This is a genomic window from Bradyrhizobium sp. SZCCHNR1043 (assembly GCF_032489675.1).
Lineage (GTDB): Bacteria > Pseudomonadota > Alphaproteobacteria > Rhizobiales > Xanthobacteraceae > Bradyrhizobium.
In genome coordinates, this window is the sequence record NZ_JAUEYN010000017.1 from 213,668 (window position 1) to 233,479 (window position 19,812).

18 protein-coding genes are annotated in these 19,812 nt (G+C 65.8%); 12 read left to right on the top strand and 6 right to left on the bottom strand.

The features are described from left to right. Nucleotides 1–18: 18 nt before the first annotated feature. Together QX039_RS28520 and QX039_RS28525 are read left to right on the top strand one after the other, a co-directional pair. A complete protein-coding gene (locus tag QX039_RS28520) occupies nt 19–1,224 on the top strand; it encodes an agmatinase family protein (protein WP_315757653.1) in 1,206 nt (401 codons plus the stop codon). A gap of 122 nt (nt 1,225–1,346) precedes the next feature. Continuing rightward, nucleotides 1,347–1,715: a hypothetical protein gene (locus QX039_RS28525; protein WP_315773763.1), complete on the top strand. Its 369-nt coding sequence runs from the start codon at nt 1,347–1,349 to the stop codon at nt 1,713–1,715. 12 nt (nt 1,716–1,727) lie between these two features. On the opposite strand, the gene QX039_RS28530 is transcribed toward QX039_RS28525, so the two are convergent. The 3 genes from QX039_RS28530 to QX039_RS28540 form a co-directional block, all read right to left on the bottom strand. Next, nucleotides 1,728–1,982, bottom strand: coding sequence for a hypothetical protein (locus QX039_RS28530; RefSeq protein ID WP_315773701.1), 255 nt, complete (start codon nt 1,980–1,982; stop codon nt 1,728–1,730). A gap of 4 nt (nt 1,983–1,986) precedes the next feature. Beyond that, a complete protein-coding gene (locus QX039_RS28535; protein ID WP_315773699.1) occupies nt 1,987–2,340 on the bottom strand; it encodes a PilZ domain-containing protein in 354 nt (117 codons plus the stop codon). A gap of 132 nt (nt 2,341–2,472) precedes the next feature. Beyond that, nucleotides 2,473–3,393 (bottom strand): helix-turn-helix transcriptional regulator, encoded by a 921-nt coding sequence (locus QX039_RS28540; RefSeq protein WP_315773697.1) that lies wholly within the window; start codon nt 3,391–3,393, stop codon nt 2,473–2,475. A gap of 109 nt (nt 3,394–3,502) precedes the next feature. On the opposite strand from QX039_RS28540, the gene QX039_RS28545 reads away from it, so the two are divergent. From QX039_RS28545 to boxB, 4 genes are all read left to right on the top strand, one after another. Then, nucleotides 3,503–5,038 (top strand): benzoate-CoA ligase family protein, encoded by a 1,536-nt coding sequence (locus tag QX039_RS28545; RefSeq protein WP_315773696.1) that lies wholly within the window; start codon nt 3,503–3,505, stop codon nt 5,036–5,038. 339 nt (nt 5,039–5,377) lie between these two features. Beyond that, nucleotides 5,378–6,181 carry an alpha/beta hydrolase gene (locus QX039_RS28550; protein ID WP_315773694.1) on the top strand — a complete coding sequence of 268 codons (804 nt, stop codon included), beginning with the start codon at nt 5,378–5,380 and terminating at the stop codon, nt 6,179–6,181. Nucleotides 6,182–6,276: 95 nt separating this feature from the next. Then, complete coding sequence (boxC, locus tag QX039_RS28555) at nt 6,277–7,965, top strand: 2,3-epoxybenzoyl-CoA dihydrolase (RefSeq protein WP_315773693.1); 1,689 nt, start codon at nt 6,277–6,279, stop codon at nt 7,963–7,965. A 114-nt stretch (nt 7,966–8,079) separates the two neighbouring features. Continuing rightward, a complete protein-coding gene (gene boxB, locus QX039_RS28560; protein WP_315773691.1) occupies nt 8,080–9,531 on the top strand; it encodes a benzoyl-CoA 2,3-epoxidase subunit BoxB in 1,452 nt (483 codons plus the stop codon). A gap of 128 nt (nt 9,532–9,659) precedes the next feature. Here the strand turns inward: boxB and QX039_RS28565 are convergent, their stop codons facing one another. Beyond that, the gene (locus QX039_RS28565; RefSeq protein WP_315773689.1) at nt 9,660–10,469 is read right to left on the bottom strand and encodes an SDR family oxidoreductase; all 810 of its coding nucleotides are present in this window, start codon (nt 10,467–10,469) and stop codon (nt 9,660–9,662) included. Nucleotides 10,470–10,584: 115 nt separating this feature from the next. Continuing rightward, the gene (locus QX039_RS28570) at nt 10,585–11,643 is read right to left on the bottom strand and encodes a polysaccharide deacetylase family protein (RefSeq protein ID WP_315773687.1); all 1,059 of its coding nucleotides are present in this window, start codon (nt 11,641–11,643) and stop codon (nt 10,585–10,587) included. A 164-nt stretch (nt 11,644–11,807) separates the two neighbouring features. Here QX039_RS28570 and QX039_RS28575 point away from each other — a divergent pair, with 164 nt between their 5' ends. The 4 genes from QX039_RS28575 (at nt 11,808) to QX039_RS28590 (ending at nt 16,420) form a co-directional block, all read left to right on the top strand. Beyond that, on the top strand, nt 11,808–13,202 hold the full coding sequence (locus tag QX039_RS28575) for an OmpA family protein (protein WP_315740517.1): 1,395 nt from the start codon (nt 11,808–11,810) through the stop codon (nt 13,200–13,202). Between the two features lie 4 nt (nt 13,203–13,206). Next, on the top strand, nt 13,207–13,512 hold the full coding sequence (locus QX039_RS28580) for a hypothetical protein (protein ID WP_315740516.1): 306 nt from the start codon (nt 13,207–13,209) through the stop codon (nt 13,510–13,512). 516 nt (nt 13,513–14,028) lie between these two features. Beyond that, nucleotides 14,029–15,084 (top strand): lysylphosphatidylglycerol synthase domain-containing protein, encoded by a 1,056-nt coding sequence (locus QX039_RS28585; RefSeq protein WP_315740515.1) that lies wholly within the window; start codon nt 14,029–14,031, stop codon nt 15,082–15,084. 28 nt (nt 15,085–15,112) lie between these two features. Further along, a complete protein-coding gene (locus tag QX039_RS28590; RefSeq protein WP_315740514.1) occupies nt 15,113–16,420 on the top strand; it encodes an ATP-binding protein in 1,308 nt (435 codons plus the stop codon). Between the two features lie 121 nt (nt 16,421–16,541). Here QX039_RS28590 and QX039_RS28595 read toward each other — a convergent pair whose 3' ends face one another. Next, complete coding sequence (locus QX039_RS28595; protein ID WP_315717142.1) at nt 16,542–17,057, bottom strand: GcrA family cell cycle regulator; 516 nt, start codon at nt 17,055–17,057, stop codon at nt 16,542–16,544. Nucleotides 17,058–17,533: 476 nt separating this feature from the next. Between QX039_RS28595 and QX039_RS28600 the strand changes: the two genes are divergently transcribed. Both QX039_RS28600 and argF read left to right on the top strand, forming a co-directional pair. Next, on the top strand, nt 17,534–18,745 hold the full coding sequence (locus tag QX039_RS28600; RefSeq protein WP_315740512.1) for an aspartate aminotransferase family protein: 1,212 nt from the start codon (nt 17,534–17,536) through the stop codon (nt 18,743–18,745). An 8-nt stretch (nt 18,746–18,753) separates the two neighbouring features. Further along, on the top strand, nt 18,754–19,680 hold the full coding sequence (gene argF, locus QX039_RS28605; protein ID WP_315717175.1) for an ornithine carbamoyltransferase: 927 nt from the start codon (nt 18,754–18,756) through the stop codon (nt 19,678–19,680). Nucleotides 19,681–19,812 lie beyond the last annotated feature (132 nt).

Consider the following 19,812-nt stretch of genomic DNA (forward strand, 5'->3'; position numbering starts at 1 on the left):
AAACGAAGGAGAGTCTTCATGTCATTCCCATCCATGCGCAGGTCACGCCGTGCCGGCTTGCAGCCGCAGCGCCAGAGCATGCGCCGCCACCATCCGGACTTCGACAAGATGGCCACCCAAGGCTGGCAGGCGCTGGAGGCCGAAGGCAAGCTGCCCAGCAATGGTTGGCGCAAGGAGCGGCAATGGGCGCTCGACATGGGCCTGCCCGGCGCCGACAGCCTGACCGATCGCGAGATCCCGACCTTTGCGCGCGGTGAGCTGCCGCATTTCGCCGGGATCAACACCTTCATGAAGGCGCCCTATGTCGAGAACGTCCGCGACGTCGCCAAATACGACGCCGCCGTGATCGGCATTCCCTTCGATTCCGGTACCACCTATCGCCCCGGAACGCGCTTCGGGCCGCAGGGCATCCGCCGCATCTCCGCGCTCTACACGCCCTACAATTACGAGCTCGGCGTCGACCTGCGCGAGCAGATGACCTTGTGCGATGCCGGCGATGTCTTCACCATTCCCGCCAATCTGGAAAAGAGCTTCGACCAGATCAGCCGCGGCGTCGCGCATGTGTTCTCGTCCGGAGCGCTGCCGATCATGCTCGGCGGCGACCATTCGATCGGATTCCCCTGCGTGCGCGGTATCGCGCAGTGTACCGACAAGCGCATCGGCATCATCCATTTCGACCGTCACATCGACATCCAGGAGAAGGATCTCGACGAGCGCATGCACACCACGCCCTGGTACTGGGCGACCAATTTGCCGAACGTCTCGCCGACCAACCTGGTGCAGCTCGGCATCGGCGGCTGGCAGGTGCCGCGCGAGGGCGTCGAGGTCGCGCGCAAGCGCAACACCAACGTCCTGACCATCGCGGACATCGAGAAGATCGGCCTGGAGAAGACGGCGGAGATCGCGCTCGAGCTGGCCTGGAAGGATGCCGACGCGGTCTACATCTCGTTCGACGTTGACTCCATCGATTGCGGCTTCGTGCCCGGCACCGGCTGGCCCGAGCCCGGCGGCTTCCTGCCGCGCGAGGCGCTCAAGCTGCTCGGCCTCGTCGCCGCCGAGGGCCTATGCGGCCTCGAAGTGGTCGAGGTCTCGCCGCCCTATGACACCTCGGACATCACCGCGCTGATCGGCGTCCGCGTCGTGGTCGAGGCGCTCGGCTCGATGGTCGCGCACGGCAAGCTCGGCAGCCACAAGCACATCATCAACAAGCCGGTCAGCTATTGAGGCCCGCGATGCGACATCATCACCACCATCACGGCCATGATCACCACGCGCATGATCACGACCATCATCATGACCATCCGCCGCACGGCCCCGGGCACAACCATGCGCACGGGCGCGCACCGGTGCAGTGGCAGACGCCGCACCAGCCGGAGGGCGCCAAGCCGGTCGCGGTGACCGAGCCCGACCTCGACAAGGTCGAGGCCGCCTTCGTCGACGGCTTCATCGCCGCCCCCGATCCGACCAGCTTCCTGCGGCTGGCGCGCGTCCCGTTCGAGATCCTGCGCGACGGCGCCAGCCTCAAGCTGCTGCGGGTGGAGATCGATGCGCTGACCGATGTCGGCAGCCTGACGCCGCATCTCGGCGGCGGCACCTTCCGCTACGATCCGCTGCCGTCGAACTTCATCTCACGCCGCCGCCGGCTGCGCTTTGTCTATTTCGACGGCACCGGCCTGCTGCCGCTGACCTATGCGGAGCTGCGGGAGATCGAGTGACCAGCTCAGAACTCAAGGCAGCGGCGTTCGCTTGAGCGCCGCTGCGACGGCCTCGAAGCGACCGGTGACTTCCGGCAGCACGAATGCGCGCACGGTCGAGGCCGCGGCGACGCCGATCACCAGCACGATGACATATTGAGCGGCGAGCAGCAGCGTGACGCGCCGGAGCCAGTGCGATCGCGGGCGCTCGGCGGTGCGCGCCGCGACCGGCGGCGGCGCATCGGAGGCGATCAGCCAGTCGTCGTGCTCTTGCGAGGATTCGGACATTTGCTCAGTGCCCCGAGAGCAATTGCTCGAGGCGCGATTTGAGCTGCCTGTTGGCGCGCTCCTGCAGGCGCAAGGCGCGCGCCGTTTCGAGATCGATCACCTCGCCATCGTCGTGATGGAAGGCGAGGCCGGCGCCCGCGCCGTCGCGCCACACCATCTGCGCCGGTCGTGACCATCCGCGCCGTTCGATGCTGATCTCGACGCGGTCCGGCAGCAGCACGCTGCCCTCGAGCTCGACCTTGACGCCGCGGTGGTTGAAATTGCGCACGACACAGGCCAGCGTCGAGCAGCCTGAATTGAAGGTCAGCACGCCGCCATAGTAGACGCGCTGGCGAGCCTCACGACGACGATTTTGCATCCCACGTCCTCCAGTGACTTAACGATTGATTAAGCAATCGGAGGGTGTGTGGCGAGTCTCGCCGGTATTGAAATGTGGGTGGTGGTTAATGCGTACCGGACGCTTGCGGCGCGATCGAAGTCGCACGACGTCTCACGCCCGCGCGAACATCCGGGCGTCGCCCGTCAGCACCGGCTGCACGGCATCGCTCAGCCGCACAGCGGCCGCCTCGACCGACAGCCCCGCCGTATCGACCACCGCATTGGCCCTTGCGTACAGCGGCTCGCGGCTCGCCAGGATGTTGCGCAGCTCGGCCATCGCCGAGCGGTCGTCGGCCATCGGGCGCAGGTCACCTTGTTTGCGCACACGCCCCATGTGCTCCTCCGGCTCGGCCTTGAGCCAGATGGTGTAGAACGAGGTCAGGATCAGGTCGAAGGTGACCGGCTCGGAGACGATGCCGCCGCCGGTCGCCAGCACCATCGGCTTCTTGCGCGCGAGCAGTTGCACCAGGGCGGCCTGCTCCATGCGGCGAAAGCCTTCCTGGCCGTAGAGCGCGATGATCTCGGCAACCGAAAGCCCGTTCTGCCGCTCGATCTCCTTGTTCAGCTCGACGAAGCTCCAGCCGATCCGCTCCGCCAGCATCTTGCCCAGCGTCGACTTGCCGGCGCCGCGCAGGCCGATCAGCGCAATGCCTGAGAACGAACGCCGCAGCGGCGCCGATGCGCTGCCGGCAAGCAGCTCCTTGACCTCCGCGATCTGGCTCGGGCTCGCCTTCTTCAGGAGATCGCGAATGACCGGCCAGTCCGGCGATGGCTCGCCGCCGGGGATGATGTCGTCGAGCGGCGCGTTGATCGCATTGGCGATCCGGCGCAGCAGCACGATCGAGACATTGCCCTTGCCGCTTTCGAGCTGGGCGATGTAGCGCTCGGAAATCCCGGAGACCTCGGCCAGCACCTTGCGCGACATGCCGGCGAGCCCGCGCATCCGCCGCACCCGCTGGCCCAGCTGGTCGAGGAAATCGGTCTCGGCCGCGGACTGGCCGTCGTCGCGCGGGGCATCGCTGTGTGGCGTCATATCCCTATGGTACTCTTTTGACCAGGAAACATAATGCCGAGGAGGATTGACAGCAAGCGACGTTGATGGCCTTGTATGAATTATAATTCAAAAATCCGGGGAGAATGCCGTGAAGTCGTACAATGCGGTATCGTGGTTGCTTGACCGCAATGTCGAGGCGGGGCGCGGCGACAAGCTCGCCTACACGGACACGGTCTCGGAGCTGACCTATCGCGGTCTGCAACAGCAGACCTGCCGCGTCGCCAACATGCTGCGCCGCCTTGGCGTCCGCCGCGAGGAGCGCGTGGCGATGATCATGCTCGACACGGTGGATTTCCCCGCGGTGTTTCTCGGCGCGATGCGCGCGGGCGTCGTCCCGGTGCCGCTCAACACGCTGCTGACCTCGGAGCAATACGCCTATGTGCTCGCGGACTGCCGCGCCCGCGTGCTGTTCGTGTCCGAGGCGCTGTATCCGGTCGTGAAGGACATTGTCGGCCGGATGCCGGATCTCGATTGCGTCGTCGTGTCCGGCGCCAATGCCTTCGGCCACAAGCTGCTCACCGAGGAGCTCGCGCGCGAGAGCGATCAGTTCGACACGGTCGCGACCCACGAGGATGAGCCTGCGTTCTGGCTGTATTCATCCGGTTCGACCGGCATGCCCAAGGGCGTGCGCCATCTGCACGGCAATCTCGCCGCGACGGCCGAGACCTATGCCAGCCAAGTGCTCGGCATCCGCGAGAGCGATGTCTGTCTGTCAGCCGCAAAGCTGTTCTTCGCCTATGGCCTCGGCAATGCGCTGACCTTCCCGCTGTCGGTCGGCGCAACCACGATCCTCAACTCCGAGCGCCCGACGCCGGCGCTGATGTTCAAGCTCCTCAACCGCTACAATCCGACCATCTTCTACGGCGTGCCGACCTTGTTCGCCGCGATGCTGCACGATGAGTCGCTGCGCCATGAGAAGGCCGGCAGCGCTCTGCGCATCTGCACCTCGGCCGGGGAGGCGCTGCCGGAATCGGTCGGCAATGCCTGGAAGGCGCGGTTCGGCGTCGACATTCTCGATGGCGTCGGCTCGACCGAGCTCCTGCATATCTTCCTGTCCAACGCGCCCGGGGACATCAAATACGGCTCATCGGGGCGCCCTGTGCCGGGCTATCAGGTTCGTCTTGTCAATGAGGCCGGCCAGGACGTGCCGGACGGCGAGGTCGGCGAGATGCTGGTGCATGCACCGTCCGCCGGTGAGGGCTACTGGAATCAGCGCCACAAGACCCGCTCGACCTTCGAGGGCTATTGGACGCGCACCGGCGACAAATATGTCCGCGACGCCGATGGGCGCTACACCTTCTGCGGCCGCTCCGACGACATGTTCAAGGTCTCCGGCATCTGGGTGTCGCCGTTCGAGGTCGAGAGCGCCCTGATCACGCATCCCTCCGTGCTCGAAGCGGCCGTGGTGCCGGAAGCCGATCCGGAGGGCCTGTTGAAGCCCAAGGCCTATGTCGTGCTGCGCCCGAGCGTCGATCGCTCGACCCTGCACGAGGCACTGAAGGAACACGTCAAGCAGAAGATCGGCCCGTGGAAATATCCGCGCTGGATCGAGGTGGTGGACAGCCTGCCGAAAACCGCGACCGGCAAGATCCAGCGCTTCAAGCTGCGCGAGGGGGCACATTAGCTGTCATTGGCTGTCATTCCCGCGCGCGCCGCAGTCGCGAACCCGGAAGCTCGACGTGGGTGAGATCAAGCGACAGACAATCTCGAGATTCCGGATCGGCCCAGCTTCGCTGCGCCGTCCGGAATGACGGGGCCGGGATATGTGCATGGTGACGCAACTCATCGCCGCGAACTCCGCTCGGCTCTCTCCCCCCTTGTGGGGGAGAGGTGGAGAGGGGGGTACCACGCGCGCCGGTGCGTGTGGCTTACCCCCCTCCCTAGCCCTCCCCCACAAGGGGGGAGGTAACGAGGGAGCGAGCTGCGGGAGCATTTTACATCACGTGCAGACGGAGCGGTCGCGATGGCGCTAGCTGCATCAGGCTTCCTCACCATCGACACCGCTCAACTCGAATATCGCTTGATCGGTCCGCAGCCATCCGACGCGCCATGCATCGTGCTGCTGCATGAGGGCCTCGGCTCGGTCGGCCTGTGGGGCGATTTTCCCGACAAGCTCCAAGCCGCGACCGGCGCCTCCGTGTTCGCCAATTCGCGCGCCGGCTACGGCGCCTCAAGCCCGGTGACGCTGCCGCGGCCGCTCGACTACATGCAACGCGAGGCCCGCGATGTGCTGCCGAAGCTACTTGATGCGATCGGCTTCCAGCGCGGTCTCCTCGTCGGCCATTCCGATGGCGCCTCGATCGCGGCGATCTACGCCGGCGGCCGCGCCGATCATCGCCTCGACGGTGTCGTGCTGATCGCCCCGCACGTGATCGTCGAGGACGTCTCGGTCGCGTCGATCGCCGCTATCAAGACCATTTACGAAACCACGGAGCTGCGCGCCAAGCTCGGACGCTGGCACAAGGACGTCGACAACGCGTTCCATGGCTGGAACGGCGCCTGGCTCGATCCGGCATTCCGGGCCTGGGACATCACCGGCGACCTCGCCTACATCCGCGTCCCCGTCGCGGTGATCCAGGGCATCGACGACCAGTACGGTACCATCCGCCAGGTCGAGATCATCCAGGAGGAGTGCTACTGCCCGGTCGAGGTGACGATGCTTCCCAAGACCGGCCATTCCCCGCATCGCGAGTCGCCTGACGCCACCTTGCGGGTCATCGCCGAGTTCGCGGCCGCGACCTTGCCGGCCCCGGCATCACGAACATGAAACAAAGTGCATGTTTCGGCTTTTTGTCGTAGACGTCGGTCAAAACATGAATTATTGTGCATCTCAACGATAAGCACTCCAACGAAGGGTGACTCATGGCCGGGGAAGACCGCGTGCTCGCGGGAGGCAAGACGTTCATCGATTTTCAGACCGATCCCTCCCGCTACAAACATTGGAAGCTCTCGATCGACGGCGAGGTGGCGACGCTCGCCATGGACGTCGACGAGAATGGTGGCCTGTTCGAGGGCTACCAGCTCAAGCTCAATTCCTATGATCTAGGTGTCGACATCGAGCTGGCGGACGCCGTGCAGCGGCTGCGCTTCGAACACCCCGAGGTGAAGGTGGTCGTGCTGCGCTCGGCCAAGCCGCGTGTGTTCTGCGCCGGCGCCAACATCCGCATGCTCGCGGGCGCCACCCATGCCCACAAGGTGAACTTCTGCAAGTTCACCAACGAGACGCGCAACGGCTTCGAGGATTCCAGCGAGAATTCCGGCCAGCGCTTCATTACCGTGGTGAACGGCACAGCGGCCGGCGGTGGCTATGAGCTCGCGCTCGCCACCGACCACATCATCCTCGCCGATGACGGATCGTCCTCGGTGTCGCTGCCGGAGGTTCCGCTGCTCGCCGTGCTGCCGGGCACCGGCGGCCTGACGCGCGTCGTCGACAAGCGCAAGGTGCGCCGCGATCGCGCCGATGCGTTCTGCACGACGGAAGAGGGGGTCAAGGGCAAGCGCGCCGTGCAGTGGCGGCTGGTCGATGAGATCGCGGCGAACTCCAAGGTCGATGCCAAGGTGGCCGAGCGCGCCAAGGAGTTCGCGGCCGCCTCCAAGCGCAACGGCCGCGGCAAGGGCGTTGCGCTCACGCCGCTCAAGCGCGTGATCGATGCGTCGAGCGTGCGCTACGGCTTCGTCAACGTCGACATCGATCGCGCCGCCCGCATCGCCACGATCACGATCTCGGCCCCCGAAGCCGCACCGCCCGCCGACATCGACGGCATGATCGCGCAGGGCGCATCGTTCTGGCCGCTGCAGGTTGCGCGCGAGCTGGATGATGCCATCCTGCATCTGCGCATCAACGAGCTCGGCATCGCCATGCTGGTGTTCAAGTCGCATGGCGAGCGCGCCCAGGTGCTGGCCCATGACGCCTTCCTGGAGGCCAACAAGGCGCATTGGCTGGTCAACGAGATCCGTCACTATTGGAAGCGCGTGCTGAAGCGCATCGACGTCACGTCGCGGACGCTGGTGACCTTGGTCGAGCCCGGCTCCTGCTTCGCCGGCACACTCGCCGAGCTCGTGTTCGCCTCCGACCGCTCCTACATGCTGATCGGCACCATCCAGGGCGACAACCGTCCGGCGCCGGCGATCGAATTGTCGGCGATGAATTTCGGCCCCTATCCGATGAGTCACGGCCTGACGCGACTGGAGTCGCGCTTCCTCGCGGATCCCAGCGATCTCGAGCGTGTCCGCGCGCAGACTGGCAAGCCGCTCGAGGCCGATGAGGCCGAGGAGCTGGGCCTCGTCACCTTCGCGCTCGACGACATCGACTGGGAGGACGAGATCCGCGTCTTCCTCGAGGAGCGCGCCAGCTTCTCGCCGGACAGCCTCACGGGTCTCGAAGCCAATCTGCGCTTCGCCGGCCCCGAGACGATGGAATCGAAGATCTTCGCCCGCCTCACCGCCTGGCAGAACTGGATCTTCCAGCGCCCCAACGCGGTCGGCGAGGAGGGCGCGCTCCGGCGCTACGGCACCGGCGAGCGGCCGCAATACGACATGACGCGAGTGTAAGGGGAGCGAATAGGGAGTGGCGAATAGCGAACAGGGAAGGATGTCTGGAACCCCTATTCGCTACTCGCCATTCGCTACTCGCATCCAACAGATCAAAGCCCCCGGGAGGTCTCCATGAACATGAACATCATGAACGTCGACTACTCGACCAAGATTCCGAACAACGTGAATCTCGCCGAGGACCGCCAGGTCCTCAAGGCGCTGGAAGGCTGGCATCCCGGCTATGTCGACTGGTGGAACGACATGGGTCCCGACGGCTTCCAGCAGTCGCTCGTCTACCTGCGCACGGCCTATTCGGTCGATCCGCGCGGCTGGGCCAAGTTCGACTACGTCAAGATGCCGGATTATCGCTGGGGCATCCTGCTGGCTCCGCAGGAGGAAGACCGCAAGATTCCGTTCGGCGAGCATTATGGCGAGCCGGCCTGGCAGGAGGTGCCCGGCGAATACCGCGCGCTGATGCGCCGCCTGATCGTGATCCAGGGCGACACCGAGCCGGCCTCGGTCGAGCAGCAGCGCCATCTCGGCAAGACCGCGCCGTCGCTCTACGACATGCGCAACCTGTTCCAGGTCAACGTCGAGGAGGGTCGCCACCTCTGGGCGATGGTCTATCTGCTGCAGAAATATTTCGGCCGTGACGGCCGTGAGGAGGCCGACGAGCTGCTGCGCCGCCGGTCGGGCGACGCGGATTCCCCACGCATGCTCGGCGCCTTCAACGAGAAGACGCCGGACTGGCTGTCGTTCTTCATGTTCACCTACTTCACCGACCGCGACGGCAAGATGCAGCTGCACTCGCTCGCGCAGTCCGGCTTCGACCCGCTGTCGCGCACCTGCCGCTTCATGCTGACCGAAGAGGCGCACCACATGTTCGTCGGCGAGACCGGCGTCGGCCGCGTCATCCAGCGCACCGTCGAGGCGATGCGGGCCGCCAGGATAGATGATCCCACCGACATCGCCAAGGTCCGCGCGCTCGGCGTCATCGATCTGCCGACGATCCAGAAGAAGCTGAACCTGCACTACACGCTGTCGCTCGACCTGTTCGGCTCGGAGGTCTCGACCAACGCTGCGAACGCCTTCAATGCCGGCATCAAGGGCCGCTATCACGAGAGCCAGATCCAGGACGATCACCAGCTCAAGAACGCGACCTATCCGGTGCTCAAGCTGGTCGACGGCGAGATCAAGCGGGTCGACGAGCCGGCGCTGACCGCGCTCAACATGCGCCTGCGCGACGACTACTCGCAGGACTGCGTCAAGGGCCTGTTGCGCTGGAACAAGATCGTCAGCACCGCCGGCTACGACTTCCAGCTCAAGCTGCCGCATACCGCCTTCCACCGCGCCATCGGCGAGTTCAAGGACGTCCATGCGACGCCCGACGGCATCCTGATCGACGAGGGGACCTGGGCCAAGCGCAAGAGCGACTGGCTGCCCTCGACCGATGACGGCGCCTACATCTCCTCATTGATGAAGCCGGTCACCGAGATCGGTGAGTACGCGTCGTGGATCGCGCCCCCGAAGGTCGGCATCGACAACAAGCCGGGTGACTTCGAGTACGTGAAGATCGAGACTTGATGAGAGGCGAATAGCGAGTTGCGAGTAGCGAATAGGGGAAGTAGCCTATTCGCTATTCGCTATTCGCTATTCGCTATTCGCTATTCGCTATTCGCTATTCGCTATTCGCTATTCGCTATTCGCCCTTCTCAACTATCCCAGCCCGCGCCCGGAATCCCCGGATTTGCGTAGACGATACCGCCATCGACCGCGATCGTATTCCCCACCACGTAGTCGCCCGCGCGCGAGGCGAGGAAGATCGCTGTGCCCGCCATGTCCTCGTCGGTGCCGATGCGCCCGGCGGGCACGCGCGAGGCGACCTCGTCGGCGTTGTCGCGCGCGGCCTTGTTCATGTCGGACTTGAACGGTCCGGGCGCGATCGCGGTCACCACGACGTGGTCCTTGATCAGCTTGGCCGCCATGCGCCGCGTCAGATGGATCAAGCCGGATTTGCTCGCCGCATAGGAATAGGTCTCGAGCGGGTTGACGAAGATGCCGTCGATCGAGGCGATGTTGATGACCTTTGCGGGCCGTTCGGCGCTGGCCGCCGCACGCAAGGGAGCTGCGAGCGCCTTGGTCAGGAAGAACGGCGTCTTGAGGTTGAGGTTCATCACCTTGTCCCAGCCGCTCTCCGGGAATTCGTCGAAGTCGGCGCCCCACGCCGCGCCGGCATTGTTGACGAGGATGTCGAGCTTGGGCTCGCGCTTCTTGATCTCGCTCGCGAGCGTCTCGATGCCGGCCATCGTCGAAATGTCGATCGGCAGCGCGACACATTCGCCGCCATATTCCGTCGTCAGTGCCTTGGCGGTCGCCTCGCAGGGGCCGGCCTTGCGCGCGGTGATGTAGACCCTCGCCGCGCCATGCGCGAGCAGGCCGGATGCGATCATCTTGCCGATGCCGCGCGAGCCGCCGGTGACGAGCGCGATGCGTCCTTCGAGTGAGAACAAGTTCCTGAGCATGAAGCCTCCCTTTCCTTATGTCATGCGCGCTTGTGAGCGGGACGCGCCAGCACGTCAAGTGAGACGCAGTCGCACGAATTCGCCGCAATTCAATCGGGGGAACGTTATGGCGGGGCTATGCCGCGTCGATGCGGCGGAAGCCGTTCCACATCGCGGTGGCCGCGCCCGAGGTCAGCACCGGCAGCACGCGGGCGTCCTGGTAGTGGCCGTTCAGCGAGACACGCGACAGGGCCGTGAGATGATCGGCGCTCTCGGCGAAGATCATGCCGGGGCGGGTGGTGACAGCGGTCTTGTAGCCGGTCGCGGCCGCCAGCACGAACTCGCGCTGGGAGGCGGCGGCGCGGTCGCCGTAGGGATAGGCCATGTGTAGCACCGGCCGCTGCAACTCGTTCTCGATCCGGGCACGGCTGTCGGCGATCTCGATGCGCGCCGTCTCCTCGGTCTGCTTGGCGAGATTGCAGTGACTGATCGAATGCGCGCCGATCGAGATCAATGGCTCAGTCGACAGCGCCCGGAGCTCGTCCCAGGACAGGCAGAGCTCACGGCAGATCGAGGCCTCGTCGACGTCGTAGCGCGCGCACAGCGCGCTGATCTCACGCCGGACGTCGTGCTCGCCCGGCAGTGCGCGCAGCCAATCGTGCAGGCGCTGGAACGTCACGCATTTGGCTGCCGGCGTCGATGCATCGAGCTGCAGCGACAGCCCGCCGATCTCGATGTCGATCGTTTGCGCCTTCGCGACCAGCCGCTCCAGCGTCACCCACCAGAGCCGGCCCAGTCCCGATGCGAAATCGCTCGTCACATAGATGGTGAACGGCGCATCGAACTCGCGCATGACAGGCAGCGCGAAGTCGCGATTGTCGCGATAGCCGTCGTCGAAGGTGAAGCAGGCGAAGCGGCGCGAGAAGTCCTTCGCCACCAGCCGGCTGTGCAACTCGTCGAGGGTGATGATCTCGATGTCGTTGTCGCGCAGGTGCGACAACATTTCGCGCAGGAAATCCGGCGTGACCTCGAGGTGACAATTGGGCTGGAAATCGGCGTCGTGGTGCGGCCGCACATGATGCAGCGTATAGATCGCTCCCACGCCCGAGAAGATCGGGCGCAGCCAGACATGCGCGCCGCTCAGATACAGCGCTTCCAGGCCGGCACGGATAAAGGTTTTGCGAAATCGCCTCATCTGAAATATGCGGCCCGGTGAGTGTCGGGACAAGGTTACCGACGAATGATTGAAGAAAGCCTTAGCCTGCGGTCGCAACGTACCGTGCGGCGCGCCTCATTTCCGGTTTGACAGGCATGCAAGGGTTTGTTTTCTCTCTGCTTCCTCGATGCGACGGATGACGAATGCGTGGACTTTTCAGGTGGAGCGGGAAATGGTGGCCTGGCGTCCTCCCGCTGATCGTGCTTTGGGGCCTCGCGGCCTGGACCAGCACCGTTCCCCTGGAGAATGATCTCGCAGGCCGCAGCTCGGCCGTCCTGAAGGGGGCCGTGCTCGACAGGACAAGCATCACGGTGGATGGCCGCGATGTCTCGCTGCGCGCCAATGCATTTTCCGAGGCTGGACGCCGCGATGCGGTCGCTGCGGTGGACGGCGTGGCCGGCGTGCGGCTCGTCAACGACGAGACGCGGCTGGTCGCCGAGGCCAAGCCCTTCGTCTGGTCGGCCGAACGCGACGTCGTCCGGGTGACGCTGGGCGGCAATGCGCCGTTGCCCGCCTTGAAGGGCAGGCTGATGGACGCGACGCGGGCGGCGCTGCCGGGCGTGGAGGTCGCTGACCAGATGGGCCTGGCGCGCGGCGCGCCAACGCGCTTCGAGGATGCGGCGCTGCTGCTGATCGGCCAGATCGGCAGGCTGAAGGACGGCAAGTTCACGATCTCCGATGGCGAGGTCGCATTGTCCGGCATGGCACGCGAGCTCGGCGGCCGCGAGGCGATCGCAGCCGCGCTCGGCAAGCTGCCGGACGGCTTCAAGGTCGCCAGCAACGAGGTCAAGGCGCCACCCTACATCTTCCAGGCCTACAAGGACCCGGTCGCGGTCACCGTGACGCTCGCCGGCAACGTTCCCGACGAGAACATCCACGCCGTCGTCGTCGGCTCTTCATCGCGGAAATTCTTCAGCGAGAAGGTCGTGGACAATCTCAAGAACAGCATCGGTGCGCCCACCAACTTCGTGAATGCGGTGGTGCCGGCGCTGGGCGCCTTGTCGCGGCTGTCGACCGGCACGCTGGTGGTGTCCGACCGCGACATCAAGATCTCCGGCGACGCGCTCTATGACGCCGCCGCCGCCCAGATCCGGACCGGGCTCGCCAAGGATGTCCCGCAGGGCTGGCAGGTGAAGGCCGACATCACGGTGAAGCCGGCAGCTGCCCCGGTCGATCCCACGGTGTGCCAGCAGCTGTTCTCCGACCTGCTCGGCAAGGCGAAGATCCGATTCGAGACCAGCCGCAGCGACCTCGACAGGGATTCCACCGGTCTGCTCGACCGCCTCGTCGAGATCGCGTTCCGCTGCCCCTCCGCCAATGTCGAGATCATCGGCCACACCGATGCCGATGGCGACCCCGCGGCCAATCAGGTGCTGTCGCAGAAGCGCGCCCAGGCCGTGGTCGATTATCTGGTCAAGGCCGGACTGCCGGCCGACCGCTTCACCCCGATCGGCTATGGCAGCACCCAGCCGGTCGTCTCCAACGACACCGCCGACGGCCGGGCACAGAACCGCCGCATCGAATTCGTGGTGAGGTAACGTCATGGCCTATCTCGTTGCCTTTCACTGGGGCTGGCTGGCCGGCGCCTTCGCCATCGGGCTGGCGATGGGCTGGGTCGCCGTGGTGCATCGCGCCCCGCGCGTGTCGGGCTGGCTGACCTGGCTGCTGGCGGTGCTGGCCGCCGGCCTGGTCGCGGCGGCCGTGGCCTGCCTGATCCCCGGCCGGGCCGGCTACTGGCTCGAGCTGCTGCTGATCATGTTCGTGCCCTACCTCGTCGGCTGCGCCATCGGCACCTGGCTGCGGGCGCTGGTGGTGATCCGCAGCATGCGGACGAAATCCGCGGCCTGAAGCGGCCGCCCGCCGGTCTGCGTCCGACGCCACCTGCCAAGACTGCTGCCAAGACTGCGGCGGTGCCCCCGCCGTCCGTGTGCCCGGGTCATCGCAACTGCGAGACACGAAGGTTTGACGAGGCGCGATCCTGTCAAACGCGCAGCCGGTGCTTATCGTTGAGCCATGCCGACCCGCCGAGCCCTGGGACGCTCCGGAAAGCCCGGAGATGCGCGTTCCTCACCGAAGTTTAACCTGGGGTTTGCAGGCTGGCCGGGAGCGTGCGCCGACCCTCCGTCCTGCATGATGGCTTGCCCGATGTCTTTGCCTGATGTCTTGCCTCATGTGCGGCAAAACGGTGCATCGCATTTCCGTAAAGCCTGCTAAGTATATCCATGTGTACGCTTTTGTTCGCACGCTCCGTGTTCCCCAATGCGTCGAAACGCGCTACGAGGGCGTTGTATGCGCACATGACGCTGCGGCCTCCGGGGCGCGGCGTCCCCGGCCGTCGTGATCGGATCACGGTGAGAGGTGTAGATGCTTGAAGCCATACGCAGAGCGGCCACGTTCCTGCGCGAGAAGCAAGTCCTGCACAAGCTCGGCGTGCTGATCAGCATCGCTGTGATCGCGGTCGCCTGCTACGTCCTCTACCACATGCTGCGCGGCATCGACACCTACGAGGTGCTCGAGGCGATCAAGAGCACGGAGCCGCATCAGATCGCGCTCGCCGCGCTGTTCGTTGCCGCCGGCTATTTCACGCTGACCTTCTACGACCTGTTCGCGGTGCGCGCGATCGGCCACGACCACGTGCCCTACCGCGTCAATGCGCTGGCCGCCTTCACCAGCTATTCGATCGGCCACAATGTCGGCGCCAGCGTCTTCACCGGCGGTGCCGTGCGCTACCGCGTCTATTCGGCCCATGGGCTGAACGCCATCGACGTCGCCAAGATCTGCTTCCTCGCCGGCCTGACGTTCTGGCTCGGCAATGCCGCCGTGCTCGGGCTCGGCATCAGCTATCATCCGGAGGCGGCGGCCTCGATCGACCAGCTGCCGCCCTGGGCCAACCGCATGGCGGCGATCGCGATCCTGGTCGGTCTGTTGGGGTATGTCGCCTGGGTATGGACCAAGCCGCGCGTGGTCGGCCGCGGGCCGTGGACCGTGGTGTTGCCGAGCGGCCCGCTGACCCTGCTGCAGATCGCGATCGGCATCATCGACCTCGGATTCTGCGCGCTCGCGATGTATGTGCTGGTGCCGGACGAGCCCAATCTCGGCTTCGTCGTCGTGGCCGTGATCTTCGTCTCGGCGACCTTGCTCGGCTTCGCCAGCCATTCCCCCGGCGGGCTCGGTGTGTTCGACGCCGCGATGCTGGTCGGGCTGTGGCAGATGGACCGCGAGGAGCTGCTGGCCGGAATGCTCTTGTTCCGGATGCTGTATTATTTGGCGCCGTTCCTCATTTCTGTAATCTTGCTGACGTTTCGCGAGGTTATCATCAGCACGCGGTCGAAACGGCTGCGGCAGGCCGCGCTCAGCCTCGATCCGGGCCCCCCGCCCGAAGCCGCTTTTGTGAGGAAGCGCAGCGATTCCGGTGCCTGACGCCAGCTCAAGGGAACAGTAGGACGAGATGGCTCTCGACGCTCCCTCCGACACGGCGCTCTCGATCTTCACCCCCTGGCCGGACCGGCTGCGCCATTCCGCGATCATTCTGCTGGCTGCGGCGCTCGCGCTTGCCGGGCTCGTGCTGCTGGACGAGCTGCTGCCGCTGCGCGCCCTGGCGGTATTCCTGTGTATCGCCGCCGCAGCCCTGGTGCCGTGGCGGCTGCATGGCGCGGTCGCCAAGCGGGAGGAGGAGCGCCACGCCAACCCGGTCGAGGCGCCGGCCGTGAGCGCGGTGGTCGAAGGCATCCCCGATCCCGCCGTGCTGCTCGATCGCGCCGGCCGCGTCATCCACCTCAACGCCGCCGCCGCGCAGCTCGCGCCTGCCTTGCGCAAGGGCGAACTGGCCCAATTCGCGCTGCGCACGCCGGAGATCATCACCGCGCTGCGCGAGGCGATCGCCACCACCGAGATCCGCCGCGCCACCTATCACGATCACGTTCCGGTCGATCGCTGGATGGAGCTGATCATCACGCCGGTGCCGGTGCCGACGGCGTTCGGCGGCACCGACAAATGCATGCTGATGACGTTCCACGATCTGACCCCGCTACGCCGGGTCGAGGAGATGCGCGCCGATTTCGTCGCCAATGCCAGCCACGAGCTGCGCACACCGCTGGCGGCGCTCTCGGGCTTCATCGACACGCTGCAGGGGCCGGCCAAGGACGATCCGAAGGCGCGCGAGCGCTTCCTCGGCATCATGCACATCCAGGCGACGCGCATGGCGCGGCTGATCGACGATCTCCTGTCGCTGTCGCGGGTCGAGCTGTCGGCGCATGTCCAGCCCCACGCCATGGTCGACGTCGTCCCCATCATCCGCCAGGTCACCGACGGGCTGGAGTCGCTGGCGCGCGAGCGCCAGGTGGTGATCGAGACCAGCCTGCCGGAGGCGCCGGTGACGATCGCCGGCGACCGCGAGGAGCTGCTGCGCGTGTTCGAGAACCTGATCGAGAACGCGCTGAAATACGGCGCCTCGGGCGGCCGCGTGATCGTCTCGCTGGAGCAGGCCGTCTCCGCCGAGAACGCGCCGGAGATCCGGGTCAAGGTGCGCGATTTCGGCCCCGGCATCGCGCCCGAGCATCTGCCGCGGCTGACCGAGCGCTTCTATCGCGTCGATGTCGGCGACAGCCGCGCGCAGGGCGGCACCGGGCTCGGCCTCTCTCTGGTGAAGCACATCCTCAACCGCCATCGCGGCCGGCTTCTGATCGAGAGCGTGCCGCGCAACGGCGCCGCTTTCACGGCCTGCTTTCCGCAGTCCAGGCCCGCAGCACGCGCCTGACGGGCGGGCGCATCTTGCGGCCCGGCGCAGGCCGGGCGCATATCATCGATCGTCGTGAACAGAGGCCGGACATCGCGAGGCGATGCGGAGCACCTCATCGCCCGCCGTGGTCGCCGGCCGCTCAGCGCGTGGTCGACTTCGCCGGCTGGCGGCGGCGGTCGGCTGCGGGCTGATAGGCGACGCGCGAATGCTGCGCGCAATAGGGCAGGCCAGAAAGCGCCTTGCCGCCGCAGAAGAAGAAATCCGCGCTCGAGGGATCGCCGACCGGCCAGTGGCAGGTCGCCTCGTTGAGCTCCAGCAGCGACAGCCGCTGGTTCATCGGCACGACGTTGTCGAATGCAACCGGATCGGGCTCCGCCTCAACCTCGAAAACCTGTGCGAGCGCCGTGTTGCCGCGCGCCACCGGGCGCGCCACCCGCATCATCGGCTGTGCCGGGCGGGCCGCCTTGCGCTGGCGCGGTGCCGCGGTGGCCGGGCTCTTGGCGCGGCCGGACAGGCCCAGCCGGTGCACCTTGCCAATCACGGCGTTGCGCGTCACGTTTCCGAGTTCCGCGGCGATCTGGCTGGCCGACAGTCCGGCTTCCCAGAGTTTTTTCAGTTGCTCGACGCGATCGTCGGACCAGGTCAATACGGTCATCGAACCTTTCCCTTCGCGTTGCGCCGGCCAATTCCGGGACGGCGCTGCGATGCTGTCTCAAGAAAATCCCTGGCGGCAGAATCCCTTGTCCCTCGCCGGGCGCGCGCAAGGCACCCGGACGTTACGCAAACTCAGAGAACTTCGAGAGGGATCAGAACTGCCGCACGAGATGTCGTACTCGACGTTGAAAACGCTACAATATGGCGTGACTCCCGCGCAAGAGTCGGCGGCCGCAGTCCACACATTCCGTGGTTCCCTGTGGCGTGTCTCGAGCTGCGTCAGGCGTCCGATTCTCACGGGCTGGCCCCCCATGCATCAGCTGACGCGTAGTTGACTCCCACCGCTGCCCGCATACAATAGATGCACGTGCCGCCTTGAAAAGGCGGCACATTTTGTTTTCCAGGGTGGGGTCCCTGATGCGCGATGGCGCCGCGTGGCGCGTGTCTCGGCCGGCCCGTCAGCTCATGTGATCCGCCATGACCAGTGTTGCCGCTACGCATCTCCTCCCCGTATTCGCCCGGGTCGATCTTTCGTTCGAGCGCGGCGAAGGCGCGTGGCTGATCGCGACCAATGGCGACCGTTATCTCGATTTTACCTCGGGCGTCGCAGTCAATTCGCTCGGCCATGCGCATCCGCATCTGGTCAAGGCGCTGCAGGAGCAGGCGGCCAAGCTCTGGCACATGTCGAACCTGTTCAAGAGCCCGGATGGCGAGCGCCTTGCCGCGCGGCTGTGCGAGCAGAGCTTTGCCGACTACGTATTCTTCGCCAATTCGGGCGCGGAGGCGATGGAAGGCGCGATCAAGATCACGCGCAAATATCACGCCGCCAAGGGACATCCCGAACGCTATCGTATCATTACGTTCGAAGGCGCGTTCCACGGCCGCACGCTCGCCACGCTCGCCGCGACAGGTTCGGCCAAATATCTCGACGGCTTCGGTCCGCCGATGGACGGCTTCGATCAGGTTCCGTTCGGCGACATCGAAGCAGTGAAGAAGGCGATCGGTCCGCACACCGCCGGTATCCTGGTCGAGCCGGTGCAGGGCGAGGGCGGCGTGCGCACCGCGCCGCTGCCGTTCTACAAGGCGCTGCGCCAGCTCTGCGACGACAACGGTTTGTTGCTGGTCATCGACGAGGTCCAGACCGGCATGGGCCGCACCGGCGATCTGTTCGCGCATCGCTGGCTCGGCGTCACGCCGGACGTGATGTCGCTGGCGAAGGCGCTCGGCGGCGGCTTTCCGATCGGCGCCGTGCTCGCCACGGCCGAGGCCGCGTCGGGCATGACGCCGGGCTCGCATGGCTCGACCTTCGGCGGCAATCCGCTGGCGGTCGCCGCGGCCAACGCCGTGCTCGACGTGATGCTGGCGCCCGGCTTCTTCGATCACGTCCGCAAGATGTCGCTGCTGTTGAAGCAGAAGCTCGGTGCCGTTCTCGATCGTCATCCCGATGTCATCTCCGAGATCCGAGGCGAGGGCCTGCTGATCGGCGTCAAGGCGGTGGTGCCGTCGGGCGATCTGGTCGCGGCGCTGCGCGATCAGAAGCTGCTCACGGTGGGGGCCGGCGACAACGTCGTACGCTTCCTGCCGCCGCTGATCGTCAACGAATCCGAAATCGAACAATCGGTCGAGATGCTCGATCGCGCCTGCGCGGCGCTGTCGGGCGGGCCTGCCAAGCAGGCGGCCGCATCATGAGCAAGACCATGGGCAACACGCCGCGTCATTTCCTCGATCTCACCGAGATGCCGGTGGAGGAGTTGCGCAACGTGCTGGCGCTGTCCAGCGCGATGAAGAAGACCTTGAAGGCGCGCGAGCCGGCGAAGAAGCCGCTCGAGGGCAAGGTGCTGGCGATGATCTTCGACAAGCCGTCGACACGCACCCGCGTGTCGTTCGACGTCGGCATGCGCCAGCTCGGCGGCGAGGCGATCATGCTGACCGGCACCGAGATGCAGCTCGGCCGCGGCGAGACCATCGCCGACACCGCGCGCGTGCTGTCGCGCTATGTCGACGCCATCATGATCCGCATCCTCAGCCATGAGGCGCTGCTCGAGCTCGCCGCGCACGCCACCGTGCCAGTCATCAACGGCCTGACCCGGCGCTCGCATCCCTGCCAGGTGATGGCCGACGTGATGACCTTCGAGGAGCATCGCGGCTCGATCGAGGGCCGCACCGTGGCCTGGACCGGCGACGACAACAACGTGCTGGCCTCCTGGGCGCATGCCGCCGAGCGCTTCAAGTTCCGGCTCAACGTCGCTACCCCGCCGCAGTTGTCGCCGGGCAAGCCGATGAAGGATTTCATCCGCGCCACCCGGGCCGACATCCATCTCGGCCACGATCCGGAGGTCGCTGTCGCCGGTGCCGACTGCGTCGTCACCGACACCTGGGTCTCGATGGGAGACAAGGATGGCGAGCACCGCCACAATTTGCTCAAGCCCTATCAGGTCAACTCCAAGCTGATGTCGCTGGCCAAGCCGGAGGCGCTGTTCATGCATTGCCTGCCGGCCCATCGCGGCGAGGAGGTCACCGACGAGGTGATCGACGGCCCGCAGTCGGTCGTGTTCGACGAAGCCGAGAACCGCCTGCACGCACAGAAGGGCATCTTGGCCTGGTGCTTCGGCGAGCGAGCTTAGGGACTTGATAACGAGAAAGTTTGAGCTACGTATTCGGTGCACCCTCTCCCCTTGTGGGCTACGGGATTCCCGGTTTTATGCTTTGGGTTGCAAGTAGATAGCCTTCAAGCATTGCAGCGAGACGATCCCAGC